This is a genomic window from Faecalimicrobium dakarense (genome assembly GCF_000499525.1).
GTDB classification, from domain to species: domain Bacteria; phylum Bacillota; class Clostridia; order Peptostreptococcales; family Peptostreptococcaceae; genus Faecalimicrobium; species Faecalimicrobium dakarense.
On the sequence record NZ_HG529365.1, the window covers coordinates 51,097 to 68,994 of the forward strand.

Below are 17,898 nucleotides of genomic sequence, written 5' to 3' on the forward strand. Positions count from 1 at the left end.
TAAGACAGCCTTTTCACTAATTTCCTATAGCTATCGTTGCTATTTCAGATTTTCTTAAACTAATTGAATTTTCTATAATATTTTTCATATCTTCTTCTAATATATTTGTTTTGTACTTTTTCCCTTTTATTTCACACTTATTTATATTTAATGAAGAGTCAACATATGATGCATTAAATACTCTAAGTATCGTCTTATTATTTTCATTTAACTTTAATGTAGACCACATTACTGCTTTACCTTCAATGTCTAATAAGTTATAATTATGGCTTATACCATCTGTCTTAAGATCTAGTTGCTTAGTAAGTACTGGTACTTGGAACATATTAGCTTCTCTAAATGATTCATACATGTCTTGTCCATGAGTTATAATTTCTAATTCTGATTCATACTGTCCTTGACACTGTGCTTCTGGAGTTTCAAACACTCCCCAGTCTCCTAGCTCTCTAACGCTTCTAAGAAGAGTTACAGCTACCTGATTTCTTTCATCATTTAACATTTCATACTCATTTAAACCTTTGTTTGCTATTGTAATACCATATTCTTCATTATGAACATTTACAAAACCATGTTGATGTTGGCAGTTACTTGGATTTTCCCAAGTTTCGTAAGTAGTATTGCTTCTTTTTGCTACTTCAAATATAGATTCTGCAAAATGAACATCAGATTTTATATCTGTAGCAAATAACATTCTCATTCTGTGATCTTTAGCTATATTATTAAATGATGATTTTATTTTTAAGCCTTTCGATGATTTTTCTAACGTTAAAGTTGTTTTTATTATTAATGCTACAGTTTCTTTAACTCTTTGAGATTTTCTATGTTTAAATTCTAAAACTTCTTCTATCTCTTTATTTAATAATTCATTTGCACATGCTGGAACTTCAAAGTTATGAGTAATTTCAACTACTGCCTTATAAGGTAAGTCATCGACTACCTTTATATCAGCTTTTATGTCTTTTGTAGTTAAAGGTACTTCTCCAACTGGTTTCATATAAATGTATTCATTTCCTATATCACCAGTATTTTCATATATACATAAATCTTTAAACTTTTTATTAGTATTTTTATCTAATATATTAACTGATCCATTTTCATTAATTTCAACTTTTATATTTTCATTTTCTAATATATTTTCATTTATTAGTGAACTTTTAGTTTCATTGTCTATAATTTCATCATCTTTTACTAAAGCGTAAGTATCCCATCCAAATGATTTTATATTTTTAGTTTCAAGTTCTACTCTAACTAATCTGCTGTAATATGGCTGTCTAAACTTATCATCTGGTAAATCGTAATCAAACTTTATTCCTAAATCAGTTATTCTTGCATCTATTTTATTTCCATCTGAATCTACTACTTTAAATTTAGGTAATTCTACTTTTCTCATTTCCTTTGCTATTAAGTTAGGATGACCTTCTCTAAAATACTTTTTGTAAAGCTTAATATCAGTAGATATCACTGAACATCTATCATATCCAGTAGTATTTACTATCATAAATGGATGTACTTCTTCTCCTAACTTACTGAATTTTTCAGTATTAATTTGGCTACCTAAGTACATTAAACTTTCATTTATTATATACTTTGCAACGTCTTTTGCTTTATCAAATCTTGCTACCATTTCTCTATGTACTTCATCTACACTACAACCACATATACTATCATGAGGATGATTTTTCATTAAGGACTTCCACCCATATTCAAATAAGTGATGAGGATATTCAAATCCAAAGTTGTGTGCCATAGTTGCTAATGGTTCAGCTACTTTTTCAAATAAAGTTTGGCATAATTGATTCCATTGCTTTAAATAAACCCTAGCTGAAGCAGTATTTACTAATGTATACCATCCATCAGTTTGTTGGCTTCTAAGTTCTCCTTTTATAACTTGTAAATCATCATTCATATTTTCTCTTAATTCTTTTATATAATCATCAAAATTAGAATGTACAAATTCTATATCATCGTATAAATCTTTTGCAGTATTTATAGCTTGTGATAAATCGGTTTGTACTGGTTGATGGTCACATCCATTCATAAATAGTAATTGATTCGAAGATGCAAATTTAGCTGCATCATCAAGCCTTTTATCCCAGTACTCTTTTGCTTCATCTGGATTAGTTGGAACTTCCATTCCATTACAATACCAGTTTGCAAATAATATCCCTAGTACTCTCGATCCATCTGGTGATTCCCAATACATTTCTGAATATGGAGATTCAAATTTATCATCTGCACTTACTTCATTATTAAATCCAGTTGGCTTTACACCTCTTCCAAAGGCTGCAGTATCTATTCCAGCTTGTTTTAATATCTGCGGTGCTTGTCCCATATTCCCGAAAGAATCTGGGAAATATCCTACCTTAGCTACGTCTTTGTTATATTTTCCTGCATCTTTATGACCGTATTGTAAATTTCTTATATTCGATTCACTACTAGTTAAAAATTCATCCTGTAATACATACCATGGGCCTATTTTTAATTTACCTTCTTTTATTACTTTTTCTAATAATTCTTTCCTCTGTGGCCTTACTTCCAGGTAATCTTCTAATAAAACAGTTTGACCATCTAAGTGATAATATTTAAATTGTGAATCATTTTCAAAAGTATCTAAGAGTGTGTCCATAGTTTTTATAAGCATCATATGATGCGTTTCATATGGTAAATACCATTCTCTATCCCAGTGTGTATGAGATATTATGTGAGCTTTTTTTCTCATAATTTAAGTCCCCCATTTTATAGTAATTTATTTAAATTTATTATTTTATAGAGTTAAGGTAACTTCCTTACTCTAGTTAGTATTAAAATAAGAAAGTTACCTTTGGAGTATATATAAAATTTTAAAATAGTTAGCTTATTTATTCATTTTTATCTTTACTGTTTTTATTTCATAAGGAGTTAACGTTAATTTTATTTCTTTTTCATTTCTTAACTCTTCTGTTGGTCTTTCCATTAAGTCAGTTTCTTGCCATCCATTTATTTCATATCCACTAGTTATATTTACATATTGTTTACTTCCTGCATATTCATGTAAACGGATAACTACTGCATCTTCATCTTCACATTTCTTTATAGCATCAACTAAAACATATGCATCATTAAAATTAAACATTTTGTTTGGTATATCTTCTCTTATAGAACCAGTTATATGAGTTAATGGCTGATTTAATTCATAAGCTGCCTTAACTGTATTTCCTTCAACAAAATCGCCACTATGTGGAAGTAATGAATAAGTAAAGTTTTGCTCTCCTTGATCTTGTACTGGATCTGGGTGAGTAGCTGATTTTAATAATGTTAATCTTATTACATTATCTTTTATATCGTGGCCATACTTGCAGTTATTTAATAAACTTACTCCATAATCTCTTTGAGATAAGTCTACCCATTGTTGTGCTACAGTTTCAAATCTTGCCATATCCCAACTAGTATTCCAATGAGTAGGTCTCTTAACATTACCAAATTGTACGTCGTAAGTTGCCATTGTACTTCTTACATCAACTGGGAATGCAACTTTTAATAATTGCTTTTGCTCTCTCCAGTCAACATTAGTTACAAAGTCTATTCTTCTATTGTCTGCATACACTACCATATCTTGGTTTATAGTAGTATTCATATATTTGTAGCTAAATCTTACAACTGCTTTTAGGTTTTTACACTCTATTAACTCTATATTTTGTAAATCAGTAACTTCTCTCATTTTTTCTTGGTAATAAATATCTATATCCCAAGCTTCATGTGCCATTGGCTTATCTTCAAACATTTGAAGGACATTTCCTCTTTGACCTTTAGCTAATACTTCTCTATTATTAGTTCTATCAAATATAGAAGTTAATTGACCAACTTCATTCCATTTTATTTCATAATTAGGAGTAGTTATTTCATACTTACTATATTTAAATACTGATCCACTTTCATCTATAGACTCTTCTTTTAAAGTTATTCTCTTCCATCCAGTAGAAGGAACATCTTTAACTTTTACTATATACTTTCCTTCTTCTTTTTGTGATTCTAACTTGTTTCCATCTTCATCATAGAAATTACCTACTAAATCAGCTTCTATTTCTACAACCTCAGTTCTATCCCAGTTAGCATTATTTATAACTGTAAAAGTGTTTTCTTTTTCAGTTACTAGAGTTTTATTGAAATCATCCCTAGCATCAAGTGCTAAATCTTCTGCTTCTTTATACTCTATTTTTACATCTTCATATACTTCTGTAATTGAAGAACCTGGTATTATGTCGTGGAATTGATTTCTAAGTATAGTTTTCCATCCTTTAAGTAAGTTTGTACTTGGATAAGTATTCCAATCATTATTTGCTAATGAATTTATCGCTCCTAGCCACTCAGTTTCTCTATATAAAAGTTCTAACTTTCTATTCATCATCTTAGTGTAAGCTTGGCTTGTATATGTCCCTCTATGGTATTCTAAGTATAATTCTCCGTCCCACGTATGAACATATTCATTCGTATTTTCTACTTTTTCTCTTAAAGCTTTGAAGTATTCTCCTGCTTTTCCTGTTTTAACATTTGGAAGACCTGGCATTTTGTCTAATCTTCTTCTGTATTCTAACATTTCACGGTTTACACCGCCACCGCCATCTCCAAATCCATAAGAAACTAAAAGATCTTTAGTTAAGTTTTTATCTGTATAAGCATCCCATACACCTTTTACTGTTTTTGGTGTAAGTCTTCCATTATATGTATAGAACCATGATCCTGGTTGACTCCATGGCTCTGGAGTAGTTATAAAGTGAGTTAATATTTCAGAACCATCTATACCTCTCCAATTAAATGTATCATGCGGCATTCTATTGTATTGATTCCAGCTTATCTTTGTAGTCATAAATGTTTTTATTCCTGATTTTTTAAGTATTTGAGGTAATGCCCATGAATATCCAAATACGTCTGGTAACCATAAGTATTCAACATCTTTATCAAATTCTTCTTTTATAAATCTTGAACCAACTAATAATTGTCTAACTAATGATTCTCCTGATGGTATATTACAGTCTGCTTCTAACCACATACCTCCATCAATTTCCCAAGAACCATCTGCTACTTTTTGCTTTATAGCTTCGTATAATTCTGGATAATCATTCTTTACATACTCGTATAATTGTGGTTGAGTTTGTAAGAATACATACTCTGGATATCTTTCCATAAGTCTAAGTACTGTAGAGAATGATCTTGCACACTTTTCTCTAGTGTGTTTTAATCTCCATAGCCATGCAACATCTATATGAGTATGTCCTATACAAGTTACATTAATTACTGAGTGTTTATCTATTTTATCAATTTCTTCATTTATGTAATCTGCTGCTTTGTGCGCTGATTCATAGAAATCTTCACTTCCTGGATATGCCCAATCTATAAATTTAAATGCATCATTTAAGATTTTAGTTAAGTTAACTTTATCTACAGAGTACTCATCTAATTCCCCTATTGTCTCTAAAATTACCATAGCATTGTAATATAAATCATCCATTTTTTCATCTAACCATGCTATTTGAGCTCTATTTATACGATGTTCTTGATCTCTTTTTACTCCTCCGCCTTCAAGCCCAGTCCATAGTCTAAACATTAGCTCTAAATTAGTCCCTGAAGTACTCTCTGGAAAGAATACTTCCTTATGGTTGCTATCTACACCTTGATATGGCCTATTATTTAAGTAAAATAATGATTCAAATCCTGAGTTGTTACCTGCTCCGGTTTCCCCAAAATCAAATATACCAACTACTTTATTTTCTCCCCAAGATTTAGGTATTTCTACAGTTTTATTCATCCAAAGGTATAAATCTCTACCTTTCCAAGTCTCCCCTGTTCTTATTACTCCATCAAATTCTGTTGGTATTTCCGGATTTATATCTCTATCACCATTTAGTTTAGTGTTAAAATATTCAAGTTCTATTATATCTCTATATCTATAGTTATCTAACTCATGTATTCTATTTCTAAGTTTATCTATTGTATAAAACATATCTGTCCTCCCCTAAAACTTTTTATAATTAGTTTTCTTATTCATATTTCGATTATAATTTAGAAACGTTTTCAATGTCAATTTTCTACACATATATACTTATTTAGTGCAGTTTTTATAATATGAGTATAGCTGTTTATTATAGGAATGCTGCGCCTATTATTCCTGCATCAGACCCTAAACTAGCGCACACTATTTTTGCAAAATCTTCATTTCTATATAATACATACTCTCTTATAATTGGCTCTATATCTTTAAGTATTATATCGCTTGCTCTAGATACTCCCCCTCCAATAGATATAATCTCTGGATCTAATATATTTATAATACTAGCCATAGCTTTAGCTAAATACATTTTAAATCTAGTAATTATCTTTATAGCTACTTCATCACCTTGTCTATAGGCATCAAATACAGTCTTTGCAGTTATTTGTTCTAAATCACCTTCAACAAGGTCTAGTATTACACTTTTCCTACCTTCTATTATTAGTTTCTGAGCATACTTTATAATTGCAGTTGCTGAGCAGAAAGTTTCTAAACATCCATTATTGCCACAGTTACAATCAAAATAGTTTTCTCCTATTATTGCATGACCTATTTCAGATCCCATACCATGTGCTCCAGTAAATGCCTTTTCATTTATTATTATTCCACCACCAACTCCAGTCCCTAGAGTATACATAACTGCAACACTTGCACCCTTCATACTTCCAAACTTGGCTTCTCCAAGCGCTGCAACAGTTGCATCATTTTCAGCATTAACTTTAACTTCAGGAAATCTTCTTTTTAATGCATCCATAAAATCAACTTCAAACCATCCTAAATTTACACAAGTTACTAATCCAGTTTTGTTTATAAAACTCGGTACTCCAAACCCTATAGATTCTATATTTTCTATACTTATATTATTTTCATCTAATAAACTTCTTACTAAAGTGTTTATATCATTCATTACCTTTTCAAATCCGCTGTCTACATCAGTTTTGCACTCTTTTCTAAAAAGAATTTTACCAAACTCATTAACCACTCCAGCTTGAATTCCTGTTCCCCCAATGTCAACTCCAACAAAATACATATTTTCCTCCTTAAATCACCTTTTAGCTTTATTGAATTTTAATTTATTTATATATCACTTTCTAGAAAAGTAATTTAATTCTTTAATTAATTCCTTAATTCTATATTATATTAATGATTTTAATAGTAAAAGTTCAAATATCTAACTTTTTCTATACTTATCTTATATTCAACTTTAAAATGTACAGTTATATGAAAACATTTTCTTTATTATATTTAATCCGTACCTTATACTAATTACTATAAACATTAATTAGAATCAACCATTGGGGGTATTTAGTATGAATAAACTTGAATCAATAAAATTATTTAATAACTTACAACAAGTATCAAAAAAATATAGTAATTTAGAATTAAAAAATAACGAAAAAGAATTAGAAGATAATCAAAAATTAAATTCATTAATTCAATTTTATAAATCAAATATAAATCAGATAAAAGAACGTGCTCATTTTATATCTAAGCAAACTAGAGAAGAGCTAAAAAATTCAAACTCTAAAGATATTTATAAAACTCTTCTTCAACTAAATAATTTTGCTAGTGATAAATATAAAAGTTTAAGCTTAAGTAATATGGATATTGAATCAACTACAGTTAAAGCTGTTATGCTTACAACTATAGATGAATTAATTCTTATAAATGAGTCTATTAGAAATAAAGACTATTTAAAAGATAAAGATACTTATTTTTATATCTATGAAAAAATTACTATAAATGCATTTATGACTTTTCTAGCTTTAAAAGATATGGATATTGAAAAATCTAAAATAGATAACTTATCTCAAGCTATACTTAGCCAAATTCAAACACTATCATTTATATCTTTATAAATAAATTTATTTATGTGGCACTTAATTTTTAAGTGTCATATTTTTTTATTAAATACATAAATAAGTTGATATACTTGATATATTTTTATTTATTTACTATTTAATAATATACATGTATAATCTTCTTAATAACACTGTATCAATAATATTTTTTATAGTCAATAACACTTGTTTAAGTTGTATATTAAGTTGATATTGTTGATATATTTTAGGAGGTAAGATTACTAATGGATAATACAAATTCTTTTTTATACATAAAGATAAAGGAATATCTTTTAGAGCTAATCGATAAAAATAAAGATATACCAAATTATAAACTTCCATCTGAAAATCAGCTTGCCCTCAAATTTGATGCAAGCAGAATTTCAGCAAAAAATGCAATAAAGTCCCTTCAAAATGAAGGTCTAGTTTACAGACTTCAAGGAAAGGGAACTTTTATAAATCATAATATAAATTCTCATAGTAAATCTTTTAAAAATACAACGAACTCTATTAAAATTTCTGATTTTGAAAATGAGAATATAATATGTATGTTAATACCAGGAATAGATAGTAGGTTTGCTATAAATATAATAAATGGAGCAAAAGAATATCTTGAATCTAATGATTTTAAATTAGTATTAATGATTACTGATACAAATCAAGATAAAGAAAAAGAGCTTATAAAGACAGCTTTAAATATGAATTGTAGAGGATTAATCATCTTTCCTAGCGATAATCAAATTTATAATCCTGAAATTTTAAAACTTTCTCTTAATAAGTTTCCGACAGTTTTAATAGATAGAAAATTAGAAGGTCTAGATATAAGCTATGTTGCTAGCGATCATTTTAACTCTGCATTTAATGCTACTGATTACTTAGTAAAAAAAGGTCATACTAATATAGGGTTTATTAGTCCTAGTCCTAAAATTGCATCTTCTGTATGTGAAAGAATACATGGATATGAAAAAGCCTTAAGTTCTAGTGTTGGATTAAGAGATCAATTAAAATTGACCCTTCCATTTGAATTAGAAAATAGAACTCAATCATTAAAAAACTATTTATCTAAAAATAAAGATATCTCCGCTATAATTTGCGAGGGTGGAATGACAGGGCTTAGCTTAATTAAAATAATCTATTCTCTAGACCTTAAATGTCCTGATGACATAGAACTTATTTTATATGACAATGAGTTTGAACAATATATGGATTTTCTTCCATGTAAACCTATAGTAATAGAGCAAAATCCACATGAAATCGGATATACTTCGGGTAAAGTTTTACAGAACCTAATAACTAATAAATCAACACCTCAAAGCATAACAATAAATGAAAAAATTATATTTTAATATATAAAAACTAAAGTGCTGATATATTATCAGCACTTTAGTAGCAATTATTATATTCTATTTTTATAGGAATAACTTTATCTAAATTTGTTCCATGAGCAGTTATTTTCATACATCCGCTACCAGGACATTCAGCTATAAATGTTGTAAAAAAGCATCCATCTCCAAAACTTATTGCCGGACTAAAAGTCATTGTTCCTAAATCATAATCGGATAGTTCAAAGTTTATTATAGCATTTCTTATAGGATGGCCATGGGCATCTACTAATACTCCAAATATCATTTGTCTTCCACCTGGATTTAACTCTATTTTATATGGAAACATATATTTTAAACATACTTGCTTAGGTCCTTGAGGTTGAACTTTCTTATGTTTTTTTCCTCTAGAGCAATCTTCACTTAACTCTATATTGCATTCATTTTTTAGTTTATTTTTTAAAAACTCATGAAGTTCTTCCTTCGTCTTGATTTCTTTACCTTCTATAAATAAAGTATCCATAAATCCCCCACCTTTATATTCTAAAATAGCATCTTAAAATATATTATGATTTAGAATAGTAAGATATTCCTTTATATAAAAAATTCACTTCGCTTAAGCCACTGCGTGGGCGATATATTTCATGTCGCCAACGACTTCGTCCGTTGCTCAAAAGATTTTTTACGCTCACTAAGTTAGTGGCTGTTACTTATGTATAGTAATTATCCATAGTTATTGAAGTAATATAGTTTCCTTAAGCGTAAAAAAGTCCTAGGAAAATCTCCTAGAACTTCTTTTTACTTTTTTTTAAACATATCTTCAATTTTTTGTCCAAAAGTTCTTTTCTTTTCATGAACTTCTTCTCCGCATTCTTTAGCGAATTCTCTTAATATATCTTTTTGTTTTTCATTTAATTTTCTTGGAGTATCAACGACTACTTTTATATATTGATCTCCTCTAGAGTTTCCTCTTAATCTTGGTATACCTTTTTCTCTTAATCTAAATACGGTTCCAGTTTGAGTCCCTTCTGGAACTGTGTATTTAACTTTCCCATCTAATGTAGGAACTTCTATTTCATCCCCTAATGCTGCCTGTATAAATGTAATTGGCATATCAAAGTAAATATCATTTCCTTCTCTAGTGAATAATGGATGCGATTTAACATTTACTACTATATAAAGGTCTCCTCTTGGTCCACCTTTACTTCCAAGTTCACCTTGACCTGAAAGTTTTATCATTTGACCATCATCTATACCTGCTGGTATATCAACTTCTATAGTCTTAACTTTTCTAGTACTTCCTTGTCCGCTACACTTACTACATGGAGATTCAACTACTTCACCTTCTCCATTACATGCACTACAAGTTCTAGAACTTGCTATATTTCCAAATGGAGTTCTTTGTACTGTTCTAACTTCACCTGCTCCATTACAAGTAGGGCAAGTCTTCTTAGATGTTCCAGGTTTCGCCCCACTTCCGTGACATTCACTACATTCTTCACTTCTATTTATTTTTATAGACATTTTTTTTACCGAATGCAGCTTCTTCAAAAGTTATATCTACATCCTGTCTAATATCAGCTCCACGTTCCGGACCTCTTCTTCTAGCTCTTCCTCCGCCGAAGCCTCCACCAAATATATCTCCAAACATATCTCCGAATATATCTTCAAATCCACCGAATCCTTGACCGTTAAATCCGCCTTGACCAAATCCACCTTGACCATTCATACCTTCATGGCCAAATTGATCATAAGTTCTTCTTTTAGTATCATCTGATAAAACTTCATATGCTTCATTTACTTCTTTGAATTTTTCTTCAGCTTCTTTATTATCTGGATTTCTATCTGGATGATATTTCATTGCCATTTTTCTATATGCTTTTTTAAGCGCTTGTGCATCTGCATCTTTATCAACGCCAAGAACTTCATAGTAATCTCTTTTAGTACTCAAATTTTGACACCACCTTCATTTTACAAAACAATAGCTTGTAGAATATCAAACTACAAGCTATTATCTCTATTTAAGCAATTATTGCTCTAGAAAAGATACTCTTTTCTTTAATATATATTATTATATACAAATACTTCTATTTGTGTAAATTATTTTTCATCGTTTACTTCTGTAAAGTCAGCATCTACTACATTATCATCTTGTGCTGATCCTGATTGTTCTTGTCCTGGAGCTTGTTGTTCAGCTTGTGCTTGTTGATACATTTGTTCAGAAACTTTATGGAATTTATTCATTACTTCATCCATAGCTTTTTTGATTTCTTCAGCTGTTGAATCTTCTTTTTCTTTAACTGTTTTTAACTCAGCTATTGCAGCTTCTATTGCAGATTTATCATCAGCATTTACTTTATCACCAAGTTCATTTAAAGTTTTTTCTGTTTGGTATATTGTAGAATCAGCTTGATTTAATGCTTCTATTTTATCTTTCTTTTGCTTATCAGCTTCAGCATTCATCTCAGCTTCTTTTACTTTCTTTTCTATTTCTTCTTCAGATAAATTAGTTCCTGAAGTTATAGTTACCTTTTGCTCTTTTCCTGTTCCTAAATCTTTAGCAGTAACATGAACTATACCATTTGCATCTATGTCGAAAGTAACTTCTATTTGAGGTATTCCTCTTGGTGCTGGTGGTATATCTGTTAATTGGAACCTACCTAAAGTACTATTGTCGTAAGACATACTTCTTTCACCTTGAAGTACATGTATATCAACAGCAGTTTGATTATCTGCAGCAGTTGAGAATACTTGAGACTTCTTAGTTGGTATTGTTGTATTTCTTTCTATTATCTTAGTCATTACGTTACCCATAGTTTCTATACCTAAAGATAATGGAGTAACATCAAGAAGTAATAAATCATTAACTTCTCCAGTTAAAACACCAGCTTGTATAGCAGCACCTGCAGCAACACATTCATCTGGGTTTATCCCTTTATGAGCTTCTTTTCCTATAAACTTCTTAACTGCTTCTTGAACAGCTGGTATTCTAGTTGATCCTCCAACTAATAATACATCATCTATATCAGATGTAGATAATCCTGCATCTTGTAATGCTCTTCTTGTTGGTTCCATAGTTTTTTCAACTAAGTTAGAAGTTAATTCATCAAACTTAGCTCTTGTTAAATCTATATTCATATGCTTTGGCCCTTCAGCTGTAGCAGTTATGAATGGTAAGTTTATATTTGTAGACATTGTAGATGATAATTCTTTTTTAGCTTTTTCAGCAGCTTCTTTTAATCTTTGAAGAGCCATCTTATCATTTCTTAAATCTACGCCTTCAGCTTTTTTAAATTCATCAGCTAAGTAATCTATAATTATTTGGTCAAAGTCATCTCCACCTAATCTGTTGTTACCAGCAGTAGCTAAAACTTCGAATGTTCCATCTCCTATTTCAAGTATAGAAACGTCAAATGTTCCTCCACCTAAGTCAAATACTAATATTTTCTTTTCTTGATCTAATTTATCCATACCGTAAGCAAGAGCTGCTGCAGTTGGTTCATTTATTATTCTTTTAACATCAAGACCTGCTATTCTACCTGCATCTTTAGTTGCTTGTCTTTGAGCATCTGTAAAGTATGCTGGAACTGTTATAACAGCTTCTGTTACTGGTTGACCTAAGTAAGCCTCAGCATCAGCCTTTAATTTTTGTAAAGTTATTGCAGATATTTCTTGCGGAGTATAACCTTTCCCATCTATATTAACTTTATAGTCTGTTCCCATATGAGTTTTTATAGATATTATTGTTTTGTCAGCATTAGTAACTGCTTGTCTTTTTGCAGGTTCTCCTACTATTCTTTCACCATCTTTAGTGAATGCTACTACTGATGGAGTAGTTCTCATACCTTCTGCATTTGTTATAACTTGTGCTTCTCCACCTTCAAGTACTGCAACACAAGAGTTAGTTGTTCCTAAGTCAATTCCTATTACTTTTCCCATGATTAATATCCTCCTTAATTGGTTATATATTAATTTTTATATTCTTATTTTAGTATTTTAACTTCATTTTTATATGAAGAATTATTAGTTAATTAATCTTTTGTATAAACTTATTTTAGCAAGAAACTTTAACCATACTAGCTCTTAACACCTTTGTTCCTAGCTTATATCCTTTTTGAAGAACCATAACTACTTTATTGGCTTCAACTCCATCTATACTTTCTTGCATTACTGCTAGATGTAGATTTGGATCAAAATCTGCATCTTCAGCTTCTATTTCTTCTACTCCAAATTTCACTAGAGTATCTTTAAGTTGCTTATAAACTAAATCTATACCTTTATACATGTTATCTTCTTTATCTTCACATGCATCTAATGCTCTTTCCATATTGTCTATAACTGGTATTAAATCGCCTATTATTTTTTCATTTGCAAATAAACCTATAGTTTCTTTTTCTTGTTGTGTTCTTCTTCTATAGTTTGCATATTCAGCTTGAAGCCTTTGATTTTGATCATTAAGTGATTCTATTTCTTCCTTTAGTTTATTTTCTTCTAACTTAGAATTTATATCAGATATATTATCTCCTTGGTTAGATTCTTCACACTGACACTCTTCTTGACACTCTTCAACTTTTTCAGTCTGAAGTTCTTTGTCTAAAGTGTCTTTATCTTCTTTTATTTCTTCTTGTTGTATGTTATTTTCTTCCAAGATATTACACCCCTTAGTTATTTTTATTATAAATTTATTTTTTATTAAATAATAAGCTCATATAATTGACTATCGAATAGATTCTTGCATAATCCATTCTTGTAGGACCAATAAAACTTATACGACCTACCAAATCTTTATCAATATTATATGTTGCTGTAACTATACTGCAATCTTTAGCTAACTCACAGTCATTATCACTACCTATTATTATATTTATATTATCCTTTTGTATTCCTTTAGATCTAACCATGCTAGTTATAGTTTCTTTTTTCTCAAGCATGTTCAAAAATGATTTTGCTTTTATTATATCGTTAAACTCTGGATAACTAAATATATTGGTAGCTCCATTTAATGAAACTGATAAGTCTTCTTCGGATATATTAAAGTTAAGCGCATTTACAAGCTCATCTATAAATGCTGAATACTCACTTATCTCATATTTTATAAATGCAATTAATCTATTATCTAGTTCTGTTATGCTTTTTCCTGATAATTTATTTGTAAGATTATCAGAAATTAGGTTTAACTTAGACTGATCTAAATTAATATTAGTTAAAAGATTTGCATTTTTTATATCACCTTTGTCTGTGACCACTATTAGTAGAATTTTATTATCACCCATTCCTACTAGCTGTATGTGCTTTATAACACTTTGATTCACTAAACTTTTAGTCACAGCTACTGTTGTATAATTAGTAAGCTGAGATAATAACTTAGAAGTCTCATGAATTAAATCTTTTATATGATTTACATTTTTTTCTAAACATTGTTCAATTAATAGCTTTTCATCATCCCTAAGCTCATTTTGAGACATAAGTAAATCTACATATAATTTATATCCTTTTTCAGAAGGAACTCTACCTGCAGATGTATGTGGCTGAATCAAATAGCCTAGTTCTTCAAGATCAGCCATTTCGTTTCTTATAGTTGCGGCACTAACTCCTAAATCATGTTTTTTTGATATAGTTCTAGAGCCTACAGCTTCAGCCGTTTCTATATAATCTTTAACTATAGCTTTGAGGATATTTAGTTTTCTTTCGTTTAGCTCCATATTTTCGCCTCCTCGCTGTTAGCACTCACTAAATTCGAGTGCTAAAAAGATTATATATATTATATATCATTATATTTTTCATTTGTCAACACCTCTAAATTAATCTATAAATTCTATAAAGATACTATTTGATATTTCTCTTCCTGATTGAGTAAGTCTAATCCCAGTTATATCCTCATTTATAAGTTTTCTTTCTTTTAACTTATTTATTTCTTTACTATATTTTTCCTTAAAATTTATATTAAATTCTTCTTTAAAATCTTTAAACTTTATACCTTCATTCATTCTAAGACCCATAAATATTTTTTCTTGAATTTTATCATCTAAAGTTAAATTATCTTTACTTTCTATTGGCTTTTCATTTAAAGATAGTTTTTCATGATATTCTTTTAAAGATTCAACATTATTATATCTAAAATCATTTATATATCCTGAAGCACCTGGTCCAAGTCCTATATAATGATCACATTTCCAATATAGTATATTATGTTCACATTCACATCTATCTTTTGCATAATTAGATATTTCATATTGATTATAGCCATTACTTTTTAAGTAATCTATAGTATAGTTATACATATTAATATCTGTATCCTCATCTATAACATCAAATTCATTATTTTCATACATATCATATAATTTTGTGCCTTCTTCTAATATAAGTGAGTATGCTGATATATGTGATGGATTTAAGTTAACTATTTTATCTAAACTTTCTTTCCAATCTTCAAATGTTTGATTTGGAAGTGCGTACATTAAATCTATATTGATATTTTTAAACCCAACTTCTAGTGCATCTTTATAGTTTTTTTCAAATTCATCATAAGTATGTATTCTTCCAATAGATTTTAAGTGATAATCCTGAACAGCCTGAAGTCCTATACTAAGTCGATTTATACCAATCTCTTTCATAGTTTTTAATTTTTCTTTAGTTAGAGTCCCAGGATTACACTCAACTGTTATTTCAGCATCATTTTTGACATTAAAATATAAATTTATATTTTCAAATATATATTTTAATTCATTACTATTTAGTATACTTGGTGTTCCTCCTCCTAAGAAAACACTTGTAATATAATTATCTTCTTTCAAATCTTTGCTATATAGTTCCATCTCTTTTTTCAAGTCTTTTAAATACTTATCTTTCGCTATTTTATCCATCTTAAATGAGTTAAAATCACAGTAATTACATTTACTTACGCAAAACGGAATATGTATATATAATCCTAACATTAAATTTTCCTCTTTTCATATTTTCTATAACTTAAATTATACCTTTTTATGCCATATCAAGCCATCATATTATATTAAATAAATCTAATTTAAAATTTTTTTATATTTAATTTTGAATTCCCTAAAATAATATAGTTTAAACTTAATATTTATATAAATTTAAAGGTCTTTACTTAAGTATTAAGCAAAGACCTTTATAAAATATATAAATTTAATTACTTTGTTTGCTCATATATGAATATATCGGAAGTCCTATTAACGTTATAATTATACCTCCTAATGCTATTGTTGTGGCTGTTATTAATTGATTTAGTATAACAAATATACCACCTGCTATAGCTATTAATGGTATAACTGGATAAAGAGGAACTTTATACGGTCTTGGTAAGTCTGGATAATCTCTTCTAAGCTTCATAACGCCTATAAATGTTAATACATAAAATACCCAAACTATAAATATAGTTAAGTCAGTTAGTAAATTAAACTGCCCTGATAATGCATATATGCAAGCTAGTATAGCTATTAACCAAATTGAGTTATATGGAGATCCTCCACTATTAACTTTTGATAACATTTCACTACATGGAAGTGTTCCATTTTTAGCTAGTGTATACGGTATTCTAGGACCTGTAAGTAAGTATCCATTTAATGTACCAAATACTGATATAAGTATACCTACAGTTATTACATCTCCTCCTATAGGACCAAATATTTTAGTTGCTACTAGTGCTGCCGGTGCTGTTACTTTAGCTAATTCACTTGCTGGAGCTACCCATAAATATGATAAATTTATAACTACATATACAGCCATTACAAGAGATAGTCCTCCTATTATAGCAGTTGGTAAGTCTCTTCCTGGATTTTTCATTTCTCCAGCTATAGCACCTACATTTATCCATCCATCATATGCAAATAATGCTGCTATTAATACTTGACCTAAAGCTTTATTTATAGTTACACCTTCTCCCACCATAGGACTTATAATTGGGTTTCCACTTCCTTTTATAAAACCAAATATTATTATTAATATTAGTGGTAATAATTTACAAACTGTAGAAACTGTTTGTATACTACCTCCTAAAGATGAACCTACAGTGTTTAATAATGCTAATAAAATTATAACTCCTATAGCTATAGGTAAAACTATGGACATGTTAGATGATGCATATCCCATAAGTTCTGCAACTTGTTGTGCAAATATTACAGCTAATGCTGCTGCTGTCCCTGGGAAAAATAATACAGTTTGCATCCAACCTGTTAAAAAACCTAACTTAGCTCCGTATATTTCTTCTATATATACCATCATTCCACCAGTTTTTGGTATTGCAGCTGATACTTCTGCAGCTGTAAGTCCTGCTGTTATAGTTATAATACCTGCTATAACCCAGACAAGCATTCCTAATCCTGGTGCTCCATTAGTTGTAGAATATATTGATTGTGGTTTAAAAAATACACCTGAACCTATAACCATACCTACAACTGTAGAAAGGGCTGCGGAAAAACCAAGTGTTTTCTTAAGTTTATTACTCATAGCTTTCCTCCTGTCAATTTTATAAATATATAAAATTATTTCATTTGATGCATGGATTTAGTATTACCATATTTTTTTTAATTATAAAATTTTCACATTAAAAGTGCTTTTTTAATAGATAGAAAGCTGTATATGACTAAAGCCTAACCAATATATTAAGAGAAATTTTTTACATATATACTACAATATATTTTTTATTTACATAAAAATTTAAGTTCTATCTATGTAAAAATATGCTTTTCACTCT

Annotated in this window: 11 protein-coding genes and 1 pseudogene; 2 read left to right on the plus strand and 10 right to left on the minus strand. The window is 29.3% G+C overall.

Features of this window, described 5'->3' with window-relative positions; all coding sequences use genetic code 11:
• Window positions 1–16: 16 nt before the first annotated feature.
• From BN899_RS11715 to BN899_RS11725, 3 genes are all read right to left on the minus strand, one after another.
• A complete protein-coding gene (locus BN899_RS11715) occupies window positions 17–2,719 on the minus strand; it encodes an alpha-mannosidase (protein ID WP_042275615.1) in 2,703 nt (900 codons plus the stop codon).
• Window positions 2,720–2,854: 135 nt separating this feature from the next.
• Entirely contained in the window at window positions 2,855–5,977 is a 3,123-nt protein-coding gene (locus BN899_RS11720; RefSeq protein WP_042275616.1) for an alpha-mannosidase, read from the minus strand.
• Between the two features lie 139 nt (window positions 5,978–6,116).
• Window positions 6,117–7,052, minus strand: coding sequence for an ROK family protein (locus BN899_RS11725; protein ID WP_042275617.1), 936 nt, complete (start codon window positions 7,050–7,052; stop codon window positions 6,117–6,119).
• A 280-nt stretch (window positions 7,053–7,332) separates the two neighbouring features.
• On the opposite strand from BN899_RS11725, the gene BN899_RS11730 reads away from it, so the two are divergent.
• Entirely contained in the window at window positions 7,333–7,881 is a 549-nt protein-coding gene (locus BN899_RS11730; protein ID WP_042275618.1) for a hypothetical protein, read from the plus strand.
• 227 nt (window positions 7,882–8,108) lie between these two features.
• Window positions 8,109–9,209: a GntR family transcriptional regulator gene (locus BN899_RS11735; RefSeq protein ID WP_042275619.1), complete on the plus strand. Its 1,101-nt coding sequence runs from the start codon at window positions 8,109–8,111 to the stop codon at window positions 9,207–9,209.
• A gap of 37 nt (window positions 9,210–9,246) precedes the next feature.
• Here BN899_RS11735 and BN899_RS11740 read toward each other — a convergent pair whose 3' ends face one another.
• From BN899_RS11740 to BN899_RS11770, 7 genes and pseudogenes are all read right to left on the minus strand, one after another.
• A complete protein-coding gene (locus tag BN899_RS11740; RefSeq protein WP_042275621.1) occupies window positions 9,247–9,708 on the minus strand; it encodes a hypothetical protein in 462 nt (153 codons plus the stop codon).
• A 275-nt stretch (window positions 9,709–9,983) separates the two neighbouring features.
• Window positions 9,984–11,136 (minus strand): annotated as a pseudogene (gene dnaJ / locus BN899_RS20835) (molecular chaperone DnaJ).
• Between the two features lie 149 nt (window positions 11,137–11,285).
• Window positions 11,286–13,124 (minus strand): molecular chaperone DnaK, encoded by a 1,839-nt coding sequence (gene dnaK / locus BN899_RS11750; RefSeq protein ID WP_042275623.1) that lies wholly within the window; start codon window positions 13,122–13,124, stop codon window positions 11,286–11,288.
• A 115-nt stretch (window positions 13,125–13,239) separates the two neighbouring features.
• Window positions 13,240–13,833, minus strand: coding sequence for a nucleotide exchange factor GrpE (gene grpE, locus BN899_RS11755; RefSeq protein WP_052356843.1), 594 nt, complete (start codon window positions 13,831–13,833; stop codon window positions 13,240–13,242).
• Window positions 13,834–13,867: 34 nt separating this feature from the next.
• A complete protein-coding gene (gene hrcA, locus BN899_RS11760; protein WP_042275626.1) occupies window positions 13,868–14,887 on the minus strand; it encodes a heat-inducible transcriptional repressor HrcA in 1,020 nt (339 codons plus the stop codon).
• A 99-nt stretch (window positions 14,888–14,986) separates the two neighbouring features.
• Window positions 14,987–16,120, minus strand: a complete 1,134-nt coding sequence (gene hemW / locus BN899_RS11765; protein WP_042275627.1) for a radical SAM family heme chaperone HemW — start codon at window positions 16,118–16,120, stop codon at window positions 14,987–14,989.
• A 211-nt stretch (window positions 16,121–16,331) separates the two neighbouring features.
• Window positions 16,332–17,651: an APC family permease gene (locus BN899_RS11770; RefSeq protein ID WP_042275629.1), complete on the minus strand. Its 1,320-nt coding sequence runs from the start codon at window positions 17,649–17,651 to the stop codon at window positions 16,332–16,334.
• Window positions 17,652–17,898 lie beyond the last annotated feature (247 nt).

Coding starts and splice junctions, on each gene's coding strand:
- BN899_RS11715 (WP_042275615.1), bottom strand. CDS start 2,719: ATGAGAAAAAAAGCTCACATAATATCTCATACACACTGGGATAGAGAA.
- BN899_RS11720 (WP_042275616.1), bottom strand. CDS start 5,977: ATGTTTTATACAATAGATAAACTTAGAAATAGAATACATGAGTTAGAT.
- BN899_RS11725 (WP_042275617.1), bottom strand. CDS start 7,052: ATGTATTTTGTTGGAGTTGACATTGGGGGAACAGGAATTCAAGCTGGA.
- BN899_RS11730 (WP_042275618.1), top strand. CDS start 7,333: ATGAATAAACTTGAATCAATAAAATTATTTAATAACTTACAACAAGTA.
- BN899_RS11735 (WP_042275619.1), top strand. CDS start 8,109: ATGGATAATACAAATTCTTTTTTATACATAAAGATAAAGGAATATCTT.
- BN899_RS11740 (WP_042275621.1), bottom strand. CDS start 9,708: ATGGATACTTTATTTATAGAAGGTAAAGAAATCAAGACGAAGGAAGAA.
- dnaK (WP_042275623.1), bottom strand. CDS start 13,124: ATGGGAAAAGTAATAGGAATTGACTTAGGAACAACTAACTCTTGTGTT.
- hrcA (WP_042275626.1), bottom strand. CDS start 14,887: ATGGAGCTAAACGAAAGAAAACTAAATATCCTCAAAGCTATAGTTAAA.
- hemW (WP_042275627.1), bottom strand. CDS start 16,120: ATGTTAGGATTATATATACATATTCCGTTTTGCGTAAGTAAATGTAAT.
- BN899_RS11770 (WP_042275629.1), bottom strand. CDS start 17,651: ATGAGTAATAAACTTAAGAAAACACTTGGTTTTTCCGCAGCCCTTTCT.